This is a genomic window from Deinococcus sp. Arct2-2 (assembly GCF_004801315.1).
GTDB lineage: Bacteria > Deinococcota > Deinococci > Deinococcales > Deinococcaceae > Deinococcus.
In genome coordinates this window covers 20,382-34,828 of record NZ_SSNW01000025.1, presented here as the reverse complement: position 1 = coordinate 34,828, position 14,447 = coordinate 20,382, and the positions used below count along the sequence as shown (strand labels likewise).

Genomic DNA, 14,447 nt, shown 5'->3' with positions numbered 1-14,447 from the left:
TGCGGCCTTAGTCCTTCAGGGCAGCGTCTATGGCGGCGCTGACCGAGGCGGTGGCGTAGCTGTCTACCAGTTTGCCGTTCACGTAGATGGCGGGCGTTCCGGCCACTTTGGCGTCGGCGGCCTGCTTCTCGTCGGCGTCCACAGCGGCAGCGGTCTGGTCGGTATCAAGGCAAGTGGCGAACTTGGCCGTATCGAGGCCTTCCACGTTGGCGGCCAAGTCCTTCAGGCGGCTTTTGGTGGCCCACACGGTTGATTCGTTGCCCTGCCCACGAAACAGGACTGCTTTATAACTGTTGTGCAGGTCATTGCTCTGTACAAAGGCGCACTCCACAGCCTGTGAAGCCAGCTTGCTGTCGTCGGTGGGCAGGCGAGCGTTCTGGGCCAAGAAGGGGAAATTCATAGAGATCAGCTTGACTTTGCCGGTATCGATATATTTGGTCTTCAGTTCTGGCAAGAATTCATCTTCAAACCGCTTGCAATTGGGGCACTTGAAATCTTCGAACACTACCATCGTGACGGGCGCGGCGGCCTCTCCCAGCACAGGCTGACCGGACACATTGAACTTGACAGCTTGGGCGGAGCCGCTGGATTTGCCACGCACGGCGAACAGGGCGACAGCAATCAGCACGGCAGCCAAGAGCGTTCCGATCACCAAAATGGTGCGGTTGGGGTTGGTTCCTTGAAGGCGGGTCATTGTGCGGCCAGTGTACCAACCGGACAGATGAGCCGGGTTGAGTGAACAGGGCAGAGCCGGAACAAAGCAAAAAGCCCCTCCGGGCGAGCCGAGAGGAGCGGAATGAAGAAGAAAGTGTTTTAAGTGCTGAGTTCCGGCACGCCAGACACTCTGGCCGCATGACGTCTTGCCCGGCGTTTGAGCAAGATATTGACGACTTGCCGCACAAAGCTGAACGCGAGGCCCACCAGCAGAGCCAGTATCGCCGTGCGCTGGAATTCAGGATTGGCGGGCAGCGTCAGGGTGGGGTCTATTTTTGGGCCAAAGCGCCCGACAGCCACCAGTGTGCCCGCAAACAGTAAGCCCGCAAACGGCAGCACCAGTGGCCCGCCTGAATGTTTGATCAGCAAGAGGGCCATCAGCGCCCCGCCCACCAGCGGCACGATAATGAGCCATTGGGCGGGCGGCGCATTCGGACTGAGGAAAGCCAGCCCTCCCAGAACCACGCCGATATAGCCGAACCAGCCACCAAATTCATCGGCCAAAATAACCAACAGCACCCATGCCAGCAGGCGCACCGGCCAGTCTCCGGGTGTCCACATAAAGTAGGCCAGCACCGCCAGTAGCGCCCAGCCGCCTACCAACCGCGCCAGATCCAGCCACCCAGAGCGGCGGCGGGCCGCCCGGAGCCGCATGGCCCGCGAAGGCCGGGGAGGAGTGTGGGGTAGGTCGGGCGTCAGATCCGTCTGAGCAAGGTCTGACTTGGAGAGGTTGGGAGGAGGCGTGGTCATGGCTTACCCGTGATCATAGTTCACCCTGACCTGAAGTTCACCCTGACTCACAGATCACTCTTTTTGGGTCGGCCTTTGCGGGCGGGTGCGGCGGCCACCAGTTCGCGTTCCGGGTCTTCCGTGTCTTCCTCTGGACTTGCTGAAGCTGCCACAACGGCTACTGCTTTCGCTTTGGCAGGCGCTTTTTTAGCAGTAGCTTTGACGGGTGCTGCAGCCACCGCTTCCGGCTCTCCGGCAGGCGTAATGCCCGGCACGCGCCGCAAATACGCGCCTGTATGCGATGTGGCGTGGGCCGCCAACTGCTCCGGCGTTCCGGTGGCGACGACTAATCCCCCGCGCACGCCGCCTTCTGGCCCCAAGTCGATGATGTGGTCGGCGCACTTCATCACGTCCAAATTGTGTTCGATGATCAGCAGCGTGTTGCCGCCTTCCACGAGCCGTTGCAGTACTTCCATCAGCTTCCGCACGTCTTCAAAGTGCAGGCCGGTAGTGGGTTCGTCCAAAATGTAGATGGTCTTTCCGGTGGCCCGCTTGCTCAGTTCCGACGCCAGCTTGATGCGCTGCGCCTCGCCGCCCGACAGCGTGGTGCTGGGCTGCCCGATGCGCATGTAGCCGAGGCCCACGTCGCACAACAGTTGCATCTTGCGCTCGATGGCGGGAATGGCCTCGAAGAACTCTCGGGCGTCCTCGACCGTCAGGTTCAGCACGTCGCTGATGGTCTTGCCGTTGTACTTCACTTCCAGCGTTTCGCGGTTGTAGCGTGCGCCTTTGCAGACCTCGCAGGGCACATAAATGTCGGGGAGGAAGTTCATTTCGATCTTCATCACGCCGTCGCCCTTGCAGTGTTCGCAGCGCCCGCCCTTCACGTTAAAGCTGAAACGGCCCGCTTGATACCCGCGCCGACGCGATTCGGGCGTGCGGGTAAACAGGTCGCGCACCTCGGTAAACACGCCCGTGTAGGTGGCGGGGTTGCTGCGCGGGGTGCGCCCAATCGGAGACTGGTCAATCTCGATGACCTTATCCAGATGCTCCATGCCCTCAATCCGGTCATAGCGGCCCGGACTAGTCTTCGCGCCGTTCAGTTCGCGGGCCAGCGTCGCGTGCAAAATATCGTGAATCAGGGTGCTTTTGCCGCTGCCGCTGGGGCCGGTCATCACGGTCATGGTGCCCAGCGGAATGTCGATGCTCACGTTTTGCAGGTTGTGTTCCCGCGCCCCGATCACCTTCAGACGCTTGCCGTTGCCGCGCCGCCGCTCTGCCGGAATCTCGATTTTCAGTTCTCCGCGCAGGTATTTTCCGGTGAGGCTGTCGGGGTTGTCGCGCACCTCGGCAGGCGTACCCACCGCCACGATTTCGCCGCCGTGCACGCCTGCGCCCGGCCCCATGTCCACCAAGTAGTCGGCCTCCATCATGGTGTCTTCGTCGTGCTCTACCACCAACAGCGTGTTCCCAAGGTCACGCAGGTGCTTCAATGTCCCGATCAGGCGGTGGTTGTCTTTGGGATGCAAACCGATAGAGGGTTCGTCCAGCACGTACAGCACCCCGGTCAGGCCCGAGCCGACTTGGGTTGCCAGCCGGATACGCTGCGCCTCGCCGCCGCTCAGGGTGTTGGCGGTACGATCCAGACTCAGGTAATCCAGCCCCACATCCACCAAAAACTTCAAGCGGGTGCGAATGGCCTTCAGAATCGGGGCGGCCACGGCTTCGCCAAACACGTTCAATTTGTAGTCGTAGCGGGCGGGGGCGTGCGCTTTGGCCGTGCCGCCCAGATGACCTTTGAGGTGCGCTCCCACCGCGTCATGATCCAGCGTGCCTTCTTGCAACCGCGCAAAAAAGGCGTCGGCGTCCAGCACGCTCATGCCGCTGGTCTGCGAAATGTTGAGGCTGCCCACCCGAACCGCCAAGATTTCGGGCTTGTATCGCGTGCCAGCGCAGGTCGGGCAAGGCCGAAGCTCCATCATTTCTTCCAGCTTTTCGCGCATGAAATCCGATTCGGTATCGGCAAAACGGCGCTCTAAGTTGGTGATCACGCCCTCGAACTCGGTCATGAAGCGCATGGTTTCTTTGCCCGCCCGCCGGTAGATCACCTCGAACGGTTCGCCGGGGCCATTTAGAATGGCGGTTTTGGCGGCTTCGGGCAAGTCACGCCAAGGCGCTTTCAGGTCAAACTCCATGTGCTCCGACAGCGCTTTCAGTTTGTCCCAGTAGTACACGCCGCCGCCCGTGCCCTTCTTAGACCAAGGCAAAATCGCGCCCTCGGCAATGCTCAGCTTCTCATCCACCACCAATTCGGGCGAGAATTCGTTTTTGTGGCCCAGCCCCGCGCAGTCGCCGCACGCACCATACGGCGAGTTGAAGGAGAAGGAGCGCGGTTCGAGTTCTTCCAACACGCTGCCGTGTTCCGGGCAGGCAAACTTTTCGGAATACAGTTCCTCGGCGCTTTCCCCGTCGGGGCCGCCTTCGGGCATCAGCACACGCAGCAGGCCCTCGCCCCGGCGCAGGCCAAGTTCCACGCTCTCGGCAATGCGGGTGCGGTCACTGCCGCGCAGGGTCACGCGGTCAATCACCACGTCTACGTCATGCTTTTCAAACTTTTCCAGCTTCAGCTTTTCGGCTTCGTCCAGTTCATACAGCGTGCCGTCTACCCGCACCCGTGCGTACCCTTCGCGCCGTAAGTCGCCAAACAACTTGCGGTATTCACCCTTGCGTCCGCGCACCACCGGGGCCAGCAAAATAGCGCGGGCATCTTCATAGCCGCTGAGGAGGCGGTCTGTGATTTCACTGGGACTCTGCTTCTCAATTTTGCGCCCACACACCGGGCAATACGGCGTGCCGATCCGGGCGTACAGCAGGCGCAAATAATCGTGAATTTCAGTCACGGTGCCGACTGTGCTGCGGGGATTGTGGCTGGTAGTCTTCTGGTCAATAGAAATGGCCGGAGACAACCCTTCGATGCCGTCTACATCCGGCTTTTCCATCAGCCCGAGGAACTGGCGGGCGTAAGCGCTCAGCGATTCCACATAGCGGCGCTGGCCCTCGGCATAAATAGTGTCGAAGGCCAGCGTGCTTTTGCCGCTGCCCGACACGCCCGTAATCACGATGAATTGGTCACGGGGAAGCTCCACCGTCACGTTTTTGAGGTTGTGTTCCCGCGCACCACGAACAATCAGGTTCTGCAAGTCGGAAGCTCCTTTGATTTGACACTTGTTTTGATCTTTGAGGACGGCCAGTACGCACTTTGCGGCAACTGGCGAGTTATGTCGGATGCATAAGGGAGCTTGCCCCCTTCGCTCTAAAACGGGCTATTCTAGCACTTTGGGAGTGCTTGGGGGAATGCTGAAGGTCAGGGCAGAGAGTCAGATAAAGGGGCTGATGCTGACCACAAAAAGCGCCCCCACCCAGACAGGGCAGAGGCGCTCTTGGAGAAAAAAGCTTAAGCAGCGGCGGGCAACGGTTGGCTCGGCTCGTTGCGGCTCCCAGCTTTTTGCCAGAAGTATACGAGGGCAATCAGGCCCAGCGCCCCAATGTTCCAAATAATTTGCGTAGGAATAATCAAGATGAACGACGCCGCCAGCAGCAAAATCATCTGAATGGGGTTGGTCTTGCGGTGCAGGAAACGCAGTGTCGCGGCACTGAACGCCACCAGACCGATAAACGCAAAGATGATCATCGGCACGGCTTCGCCCAGCGGTACGCCGCCCAATTTGCCGTCTTTGATCAGCAGCAGCACCGGGTTAAAGAACATCATGTAGGCCAGCAGCGCCGTTCGAAGTTCGTACTGGAAGGCCTGAATCCCCGTTTTGATCGGGTCGCCGCCCGAAATGGCGGCTGCCGCAAAGGCGGCCAACGCCACTGGCGGCGTACTGTCGGCCATAATGCCGAAGTAGAAGACGAACATATGCACGGGCAACATTTCGGCGGGGTTGCTGGTATCCAGACCCGCGATTTTGGCGATAATCGGCACGATCAGGGCGCTCATCAGGATGTAGTTGGCGGTGGTGGGAAGGCCCATGCCCAAAATCAGGGCGATGAGTTGTCCCATGAACAGCACCACCAGAATCCGCAAAAATTCGTTGCTGAAGAGGTTGGCTACCGTTTGCACCAAGTCGGCCAGCCCGAAGCCGAGGCCCGTGATGGTCACGATGCCCACGATGATTCCGGCGGCAGCGGTGGCAACCGCAATCCCGATCATGGAGCGTGCGCCGCTCTCAAAAGCTTCGATGATTTTCTTGCCGCCGTCCAGCAGGCTGCGGGCAGGGCTGCGGCCATCGCGGCTCCCCCAGAACACTTCCTGAAGGAACATCATGACCAGCATAATCATGATCGTCACGAGGGCCACGCGCTCTGGGTTGGCTTCCGGGTTCACCGTCAGGACGCCGATCAGGTAGCCCAGCGGAATCATGTAGTACCAGCCTTCCAACAGGGTTTTGCGAACGCGGGGCAACTCGTTTTTGGGTAATCCCTTCAGGTTCAGTTTCAGTGCCTCGATATGAGACACCACCAGCAGCGCCGCGTAGCACAAGAAGGCCGGAATAGCCGCCGCCAAGATCAGGGAACGGTACTCGATATTTAGGTTTTGGGCCATGATGAAAGCCGCCGCGCCCATCACGGGGGGCATCAGTTGGCCGTTGGAACTGCTGGCAACTTCAATCGCTCCCGCTTTTTCGCGGCTGTATCCGGTACGAATCATGGTGCCAATCGTGATGTTGCCGCCCGTGACCACGTTGGACACTGCGCTGCCCGAGATGATGCCGTTCAGGGCGCTGCTGAGGATGCTGGCTTTGGCCGCGCCGCCCCGGTAGCCGCCCAGCAAACTCTGGGCCACGCGCATAAACCAGTCGCCTGCGCCCAATTTGTCGAACACCGCGCCGAACAGCACAAATAGGAACACGATCTGGGCACTGACGCCGATTGCCGTTCCGAAAATGCCTTCGGTGTTGGTGGCGAGTTGGCCCATCAATTGCGGCCAAGTGTAGCCGTTGTGAAACGGGCTTTGAATAAACGGGATCAGGCCGCGCGATCCCATGAAGGCGAACAAGATGAAAGCCAGCGAGATCAGCGGCATGGCGAGGCCGAGGGTGCGCCATGCCGTGAGGAGCAGCATGACCACGAGGGCGCTACTGGCGATCAAATCCAGCGGTGCGTCGGCACGGAGGCCGCCGTTGTTGGCAATATTGGAATACTCTACAAAAAAGTACAGGGCCGACGCAGTAGCGATACCGCCCAAAATCCAGTCTCCCCAAGGCACACGCTTCTGGGGGTCTCCGGGCGTTTTCTTGAAGGGAAAGACCAAAAAGGCAAGGGCAAAGGCAAAGGCCAAGTGCGTTGAGCGCATGATGGTCGGAGTGATGGCCCCGTTGTAGGCGGCGTACATCTGGAACAGGCACCAGCTTACAGCGATCACGGTGACCAGCATGGCTTGCCAGCCGAACAGCTTGCGCCCGCCCGTTTCGGCGGCTTCCACCATCTCTATGGCGCGGCGTTCGCCCTCTGTCATCTCCTGTCCGGGCGGCGTAAGGCTGGGGTTACTGCTGATCGGTCTTGTGGGGTCACTCATATTTACCTCATTCTCTTAAAAAGACAAGGGGCCAGTCGCAGGGAGAATCGCGACTGGCCCCAACTACTCAGGCCAAGCTACAGCGCCTTATTTAACGTTCAGGCCTTTTTCTTTGAAGAACTTCACTGCGCCGGGGTGCAGAGGAGCGGGCAACCCTTTGATGGCTTTTTCAATCGAGTAGTTCAGGCCGAGGCTGGGGTGGATGGCTTTCAGGTCGGCTTCGCTGCCAAAAGTCGCTTTCATGGCCTTGTACACGGCGTCCTCGCTGGTGGCGGTGGTGGTCAGCATGACGGCCTGCACGGCCACGCTGGGCACGGTTGCGCCGACACCCTTATAAGACTTGGCAGGAATGTTGAAGCGCACGTAGAAGGGGTACTTCTTGATCAGGCTGGCGGCTTGGTTGCCGCTCACGGGCACCACGTTTACGTCTACCGTCTGGGCAATCTGGCTGATGGCGCTTGCGCCTACGCCTACCGTATAAAACAGGGCGTCGGCCCGCTTGTCCTGCATCAGGCTGATGCCCTGTGCAGGCGACACGCGCAGGGTTTGGCCCAGATCGTCAAGCTTCAGGCCGTAGGCTTCCAGCACTTGGCGGGCGGTTTGCTCGGTGCCGGAACCCAAGTCCCCAATCACGACTTTTTTGCCTTTCAGGTCGGCAATAGAGTTGATCTTGGCGTCTTTGCGGGCGATGACGTGCAGCACTTCGGGGTACAACACAGCCATACTGCGAATCTTGTTGTTGGCCTTGCCCTCGAAGGCCGTAATGCCCGTACCCTTGTAGGCGTAGTAGGCGATGTCGTTCTGGGCGATGGCGATATCGAGTTCGCCCGTGCCCAGAGCGTTCATATTGAACACGCTGCCGCCGGTGCTGCGGGCGTTGGCACGCACGCCACTGCCCGAATCGTTGATCATTTTAGCCATGCCGGTCGCTACAGGAAAGTAAACTCCGGTAGTGCTGCCCGATCCGATGGTCAGAATGGTGTTGCCCTGTGCAAAGGCGACAGCGGCGGTTCCGAGGAGCAACAGGGTGGACACGGTCTTCATAGACTTTTTCATGTGGATTCCTTCCGGTGGCCGACTAAAGTGTCGCCACACGAACGCGTTGAGAATGGCGGGATGTTAGCACACTCTAAAAATGCGCTCTCATACGTCATGCCCATTTGGGATTCGGCCCTGACCTGTGAGGCGTCACTGTAGGCCGACCCAATCTCTGGAGACTGTCCGGTGCTCTGAACTTGGCTCTAACAGAACAGTACCGCATAGTAGACAGAATGTTAAAATTTTCCTAGACGAAGTGCATTTTGGATGTGGTTGCCGAGGTGGGCGGGTACAAATCGGTGCAGAGATCAAGCATCACGCCGCAGCTTGCCACAGCGCCACCACGCCGCTGCACAAAAGGCCGCACTTAAGCCGAAGACTGGGGTGTACCCGGCGGCGTCGGCCAGCAGGCCGCCCACGACGGGGGCAAACAGGGCCGCGCCTACCAACGTATTGAGCGTGCCTATATAGCGGCTGCGGGCGTGGGCGGGCGCAATATTCAGCAGGTGGTTGGTGTGGCCCAGATTGAAGCCTTGCGCGGCCACACTGGACAGCACGAATACGCCCAGATACGCCCAAGAAGTCCAGCCCAGCGCCCCTACCAGCAGCGCATACAGCGGCGCGAGTGCGGCAAACACACTGGCGTACCGGATGATTCGGCGCGAGCCTTTGCGCTCGGCTACGCGCTGCCACACCACGTTAGACAGCGGCGCGGCTCCAGTCAGGGTCATCACAAAAATGCCCAGTGTGGCCGCTGGAAAGTGCAACTCGCGCAGCGCGTACACGGCATAAAACGGCTCGGCCATGCTTGCGCCCGCCAACAGCAGACGCACGCTCAGGAAGGCCCGGAAATGCGGGTCTCGCAGCGTTTCGGGAATGGCCCGCACCTCGGCCCGCACACCCCCCGGCGGCAGTGGCGGGTCAGGCGGCTCGGTCAGGCGGCCAAACAGCCAATAGCCGATGCTGAACGCTATGGTGCCCAGCGCGAAAATCAGCGCGTAGTCGTAGGGAAAGGCCAGCCCAGACCCCAGAATCCAGCGCACCAATAGGCCCGCACCAAAAGCCAGCAGCCCGCCGTACAGGTTGCGCGTCCCAAAAAACCGCGCCCGCTGTTCGGAAGTTACAGTTTTGCTGACCACTTCCAAAAAAGGCAGGCCCGATACCCCAGAAGCCAGCGCATTGACCAGCATTGCTAGTACAAACAGCGTGAGGCACAGCGCGGGCGTGTGCCACAGCAGGGCCGCCACCAGAATCATTGACACGTAACTGAGGGTGCGGATCAGGGCCGCCGAGCGGTACACAGGCAACTTGAACGGCAGGCTGCGAACCCGCGCCGCTACCATCAGTTGCGGCAGCATCCAGCCGCCCCCGGCGATGGCGGGCAGCAGGCCAATCACGGCGTTGGGTGCGCCCAACCGCGCCGCAAATCCGGCCACCACCACCGTCACATTAAAAAAGCCGTCGCCCGTGAAAATAAACCAGCCGTTGAGAATGCCCAGCCGCCCGTTGCGATCCCAGCCGCGAAAAGGATGGATGCCCTTGCTCATACCTGTGGACTCATGTCGTCTTACCCATCACTCTGGACTCAGCACCTTAGTCAGCACCTTAGGCTCCCGGCAATCTCAGCACGCCTTCCAGCGCGGCGTAAGCGTCTGGGCGGGCCAAAAACACCAGTTCGTCGTCGGTGGTCAGCAGCAGTTCGGGGCGGGGCAGGCGCACAGTGCCGTCTCGCACGATGCCCACCACTTCTACACCCGGCGGCAAAGACAGCACACTCAGCCTTGCGCCGCGCCAACTGGGGGGCACACCCCGGCGGTACAGTTCACGCTCGGCAGGCGTGAGGGCAGGCAGGTTTTCGGCGTCCAGCACGTCGTCGGGCTTGGGGGCGTCGAAGGGTGTGGCGGGCGCTCCTGCCGTGCGGCGCGGAATAAAACGCACGCCTTCGGGCAACAGCGGCACAGTGGCCCCGGCATGAACGGCGCTGGCCGCCCGTGACCTCGCCTGACCCGGCACCAGCCCCGATTCACCGCTGAGGGCGTGCGCGACTCCCGCCGTCAGCAGCGCTACGGGCAGCAACGCGTCTCCGCCCCACGCTACGGCCAGCAACGCCGCCGCCACAGGCACATTCAGCGTGACCGTGACATAGGCCACCATGCCCACCAACGCTGCCACCGCCGGGTCTACGCCCAGCACGCCGCCCAGCCCCACGCCCAGCACGCCGCCCACACCCACCGAAGGCAAGACGCCGCCGCCAAACGCGATTCTGGCCCCCAACGCCAGCAGCAGCCAGCGCCACAGCCCACTGCCCAGCGCCTCTGACCCCAAAAAGCCGGACGCGCCGAGTTGTACCCAGCCGGTGCCGTCGCCCAGTACGGCGGGCGTGCCGATGGTGCCGATGTTCCCCAGTTCCACCGTGCCTGCCCACGCCACTGCCGCCGTGAGCAAACCAAAAACAGCGCCCAGCACGGGCCGCAGCCGTCCGTCTGACCATTGTTCGGGAATGGCGCGGAAGGCGAACAGCGACAGCCAGCCTAGGAGCGTGACCGCCAAAATAATGGCCGCCACTTCGGGCAACTGCGCCGCCGATGGAGCCTGCACATCGGCAATGCTGAACAGGGGTTGGAACCCGAACGCCAACCCGTACACCGCGTAAGCCGCCACTGACGCCAACACGCAGGGCATCAGCACCTCAAACTCGAACTCGAAGCGTCGGTACAAGACTTCCGCAATGAGAACAGCGGCGGCCAAGGGTGCGTGCAGCACGGCCCCCAATGCCGCCGCCGCGCCTGCCAGCGTGAGGGTGCGGACTTCTACCGAATCCAGCCGCGTAACCCGGCCTAGCAGCCGCGTGCCCAGTTGCCCCACCATCGTAAAGGCCGAGTCGCGCCCCACCAGCAGCCCCGAACCGTAGCCCAGCAGGGTTCCGGCCAGCGTGCGAAGTTGGATTGCCAGTCCCGGCCACTGTCCCCGCGCATGGTAGCCGCGCACCAGTTGAGTCAGCGGGTCGCCCGATTTGGCAGGAAGAAGCCACGCATAAGCCGCGCCCACCAGCGGGAGAGCGAGGAGGCCCCAAGGCAGAGCCGTTCCAAAGGCCATTAGCAGGCCACCTTCACCGGGCGTGCCGGGGGGTGAATAGCCGGTTATTTGTGCGCCCAGCCGCAGCACAGCGTCCAGCACCAGCCGCAGCACGATGCACAGCCCGCCTACAAGGCCGCCCAACAGCGCACTCAGCACCACCAAGCGGCCCGTTTCCAAGCGGGTCAGGACAGCACGGGGCAGGGGAGAACGCATCGGCAGCATGCTAACGCAAGTCGCGTGCTGCGGGGCGGGTTTCTGGGAATCTTGGGGAATTGCGAATGTTTAGAGCGAAAGGCAAACGGCTGGCGTGTGGCGCGGGTGCGCTGTTGAATTGCCCCTCACCACACTGTCCCTCAAACAGCCCTTTTGACTCAAAATGAGCTTAAGAGTTTAAGGCTAGTAAGTTTGTCGTCATCACTGTTATAAATAGGGCAAGCCAGATATACGAATATATCGATAGCCCATCTGGTTTATTTCTTCGCCGCAAGTTTTTAACTATACAGATATAGATAAAGGCAAAGAAGGCTAATAGTAGAATTATTGGGGAAACGGCAGTTGAGAGAAAATCCGCTTTGGTTGGGGCGGCACCACGCCCATACGAAAGGTAACCAATAAATAATCTAAATTGGAATATGGCGAGCGAAAGATGACCCGTTGCCAATGCGAGTCGCTCAAGCCTCGTCCATGGTAAACGCCAAGGCAGCAGGTAACATCCAAAAATTAGATTGCCAAATAAATTGGCGAACGGTAGACAGCCAAGGAAGAACATGCTCAATGCATACGTCACTATGTCTCTCAGAGAATCAGGTGCCACTCATTCACACCTTTGGCGAATCGAAAAAAACTTTACCCTACAAGTTGCCCTTGCGAAGCAATGACCATAAGTTCACGAAAGTGGGGCCAGCGAAATTTGTTTTGCTGGCCCCGCTTTTCCCACGCCCTACATGCCCCACTTTTACGCTGAATTCTCACCCTGTACGCGCCGCTGGCTTTGCTCCCAAATCAGGTCGCGCATGACCCACCCGCTGCCGGGAAAGCGCAGGCCGAGGCGCAGCTCTCCCAGCAAGTACTCACGCACTTCGTTCAGGTCAAAGCCCTGTTCGATCAATTGGCCTAAATTCACTTCGCCGTCTAGGGCGCGGGCAATGGGGTGAATGGCGGCCCGTTTTCCGCCGGGGCGCAGGCGCAGGCCGAACCAAGCGTAGCGGTTGGTGGCGTCTACTTTGCCGTCTTTCACGGCTTCGGCCACCAGTTGCGCCACCTGAAAGAGCGGCAGGTCGGCTTGCCGTGCGGCGGCCCGGACACTGCGGCCCTGCATGTCGTTGAACAGCGAAATGTTGCCCTGAAACACCCGGCTGGGGCTGCCGATGACGGCGCAAATCTGCGTCCATTCATCGCTGGCCCGCGCCCAGTCGGTCATAAAGTGATCGTATGGCCCCAGCGCGGCTCCTGTTACGGGTTTCAGCTCGAAGGCGAAGGTGCCGCTGTCGGGCAGCATCGGACTGGCATGAATGGCGTCGACGCCCATCCAATCCAGAATGCCGCCTGCCACGACTTCGCCCTTCACGTAGGCGACGGTATAGGGCACTTCGGATTGCACCTCTAGCACGCCCGTTTGCCGGGTGCCGTTGATGAGTTCCATCACGCCGATGAGGGGAAGGTCTGAAAGGAGGCCCTGCATGAATGTGCCCAGTGTAGCGGCTGGCGCGGGCCATGCGTGCGGAAAGGTTACAGATGGGGCCGTTTAGACAGTGGGGGGGATGGGGTTTGAGGATCGTTCAAGATTCTGGGTGAACCCTCCAAATCAGACTAGAGCCGCGTGTAAACCCCCCAGTCTGCTGTGCAGCCAGCCCCCCTTAAAGGGGAGCGCAAGTGCTTTTGTCCTCCCCTCTAAGCTGGACTTTGGCCATTGACAGGGGGAGCAGCATGCTGCTCCCCCTGTCAAACTTGAGCATGACACTGCTTCCGAGGTGGTTCACTGGGGTCCTAAAAGAATTCGCTCCAGTGTTTTCGGCGCGCATCTGGCCGCAGGTGCACCTCCTGGTGGTCGGGGCGCTGCTCTCTCCTGGAAAACGGACAGTGACCGCGGCGTTGCGGGTGCTCGGTTTGGCAGACGATCCGAGGTTCGGGACGTTTCACCGCCTTTTGAATCGGGCGCGCTGGTCCAGTCTCCAAGCCAGTCGCGTGCTGCTCGGTCTACTGCTGATGGCCTTGGTGCCCTCAGGACCGCTCGTCCTCGGTCTGGACGACACCATCGAACGACGTACTGGAGCGAAGATCAGGGCCAAAGGGATCTATCGTGACCCGGTGCGGTCGAGCCACGGGCACTTCGTCAGAGCCAGCGGGCTCCGCTGGCTGAGCCTGATGCTGCTGACCCCCATTCCCTGGGCCCATCGCATCTGGGCCCTGCCATTCCTGACGGCACTGGTGCCGTCACAGCGGTACAACGAAGAACGTGGCCACCCACACCGGACCCTGACCGATTGGGCCCGGCAGATGCTGCGTGTGGTGCAGCGCTGGTGTCCTGGACGGCAGCTGATCGTGGTGGCGGACAACGCCTATGCCAGCATTGCTTGGCTCCATGACCTCCAGCAGGGCTATCCGATCACGGTCATCACCCGTCTTCGCCTGGATGCCGCCCTCTACGACCCCGCACCGGAACGAAGGGCCGGCCAGATGGGCCGGCCCCGGCTGAAAGGCGACCGCCTCCCGACCCTGGCCTCCCGGGTTCACGATCCAGAGACGCGCTGGGAGCGCCTCCAGGTGGGCCGCTGGTACGGGGAGACCAACCGCGAGGTCGAGATCGTTTCTCAGACTGCGGTCTGGTATCACAACGGCCTTCCACCCCTTCCGGTGCGCTGGGTCCTGGTCCGTGATCCTAAGGGCAAGTTCTCGACCCAGGCCTTGCTGTGCACGAACCTTCTGCAGACCCCCATCCAGATCTTGGAGTACTTCGTGCAGCGTTGGCAGCTCGAGGTCACCTTTGAGGAGGTTCGGGCACACTTGGGTGTGGAAACGCAGCGGCAGTGGAGTGACCTCGCCATTGCCAGAACAGCCCCAGCGTTGCTGGGGCTGTTCTCACTGGTGACCCTCATGGCCCACGAACGCTGGCAAAGCCATGAACCTTGGGTTCGTCGTGCCGCCTGGTATGCCAAGACCCTGCCGACCTTCGTCGATGCGCTCGCCGAGGTTCGGCGAGCGTTGTGGAAGGTCCCGACTTTTCGCACATTTGCATCAGAACGCGAAATGGTTCAAGTCCCACTTGAGTTCATCGAGCGCCTCACAGACGCGCTCTGCTATGCCGCCTAAC

9 protein-coding genes are annotated in these 14,447 nt (G+C 60.7%); 1 reads left to right on the top strand and 8 read right to left on the bottom strand.

What is annotated here, in order from left to right; all coding sequences use genetic code 11:
* Positions 1–7 precede the first annotated feature (7 nt).
* The 8 genes from E7T06_RS11770 to E7T06_RS11735 form a co-directional block, all read right to left on the bottom strand.
* A complete protein-coding gene (locus E7T06_RS11770) occupies positions 8–694 on the bottom strand; it encodes a thioredoxin domain-containing protein (protein WP_136365980.1) in 687 nt (228 codons plus the stop codon).
* Positions 695–813: 119 nt separating this feature from the next.
* On the bottom strand, positions 814–1,464 hold the full coding sequence (locus E7T06_RS21800) for a hypothetical protein (protein WP_240741017.1): 651 nt from the start codon (positions 1,462–1,464) through the stop codon (positions 814–816).
* Between the two features lie 47 nt (positions 1,465–1,511).
* Positions 1,512–4,643, bottom strand: a complete 3,132-nt coding sequence (uvrA, locus tag E7T06_RS11760; RefSeq protein WP_136365979.1) for an excinuclease ABC subunit UvrA — start codon at positions 4,641–4,643, stop codon at positions 1,512–1,514.
* A 254-nt stretch (positions 4,644–4,897) separates the two neighbouring features.
* The gene (locus E7T06_RS11755) at positions 4,898–7,021 is read right to left on the bottom strand and encodes a TRAP transporter permease (protein WP_205750913.1); all 2,124 of its coding nucleotides are present in this window, start codon (positions 7,019–7,021) and stop codon (positions 4,898–4,900) included.
* Between the two features lie 87 nt (positions 7,022–7,108).
* Positions 7,109–8,065, bottom strand: a complete 957-nt coding sequence (locus tag E7T06_RS11750) for a TAXI family TRAP transporter solute-binding subunit (protein ID WP_205750911.1) — start codon at positions 8,063–8,065, stop codon at positions 7,109–7,111.
* A 302-nt stretch (positions 8,066–8,367) separates the two neighbouring features.
* Entirely contained in the window at positions 8,368–9,606 is a 1,239-nt protein-coding gene (locus E7T06_RS11745) for an MFS transporter (protein ID WP_136365977.1), read from the bottom strand.
* Between the two features lie 58 nt (positions 9,607–9,664).
* A complete protein-coding gene (locus E7T06_RS11740) occupies positions 9,665–11,350 on the bottom strand; it encodes a chloride channel protein (RefSeq protein ID WP_136365976.1) in 1,686 nt (561 codons plus the stop codon).
* 742 nt (positions 11,351–12,092) lie between these two features.
* Positions 12,093–12,818, bottom strand: coding sequence for a DUF4388 domain-containing protein (locus tag E7T06_RS11735; RefSeq protein WP_136365975.1), 726 nt, complete (start codon positions 12,816–12,818; stop codon positions 12,093–12,095).
* 272 nt (positions 12,819–13,090) lie between these two features.
* Between E7T06_RS11735 and E7T06_RS11730 the strand changes: the two genes are divergently transcribed.
* Positions 13,091–14,446: a transposase gene (locus E7T06_RS11730; protein WP_168733500.1), complete on the top strand. Its 1,356-nt coding sequence runs from the start codon at positions 13,091–13,093 to the stop codon at positions 14,444–14,446.
* Position 14,447: the final 1 nt, after the last annotated feature.

Bases quoted from the DNA above. Each gene is read 5' to 3' on its own strand.
- E7T06_RS11770 (WP_136365980.1), bottom strand. From the start codon at position 694: ATGACCCGCCTTCAAGGAACCAACCCCAACCGCACCATTTTGGTGATC.
- E7T06_RS21800 (WP_240741017.1), bottom strand. From the start codon at position 1,464: ATGACCACGCCTCCTCCCAACCTCTCCAAGTCAGACCTTGCTCAGACG.
- E7T06_RS11755 (WP_205750913.1), bottom strand. From the start codon at position 7,021: ATGAGTGACCCCACAAGACCGATCAGCAGTAACCCCAGCCTTACGCCG.
- E7T06_RS11750 (WP_205750911.1), bottom strand. From the start codon at position 8,065: ATGAAGACCGTGTCCACCCTGTTGCTCCTCGGAACCGCCGCTGTCGCC.
- E7T06_RS11745 (WP_136365977.1), bottom strand. From the start codon at position 9,606: ATGAGCAAGGGCATCCATCCTTTTCGCGGCTGGGATCGCAACGGGCGG.
- E7T06_RS11740 (WP_136365976.1), bottom strand. From the start codon at position 11,350: ATGCGTTCTCCCCTGCCCCGTGCTGTCCTGACCCGCTTGGAAACGGGC.
- E7T06_RS11735 (WP_136365975.1), bottom strand. From the start codon at position 12,818: ATGCAGGGCCTCCTTTCAGACCTTCCCCTCATCGGCGTGATGGAACTC.
- E7T06_RS11730 (WP_168733500.1), top strand. From the start codon at position 13,091: ATGACACTGCTTCCGAGGTGGTTCACTGGGGTCCTAAAAGAATTCGCT.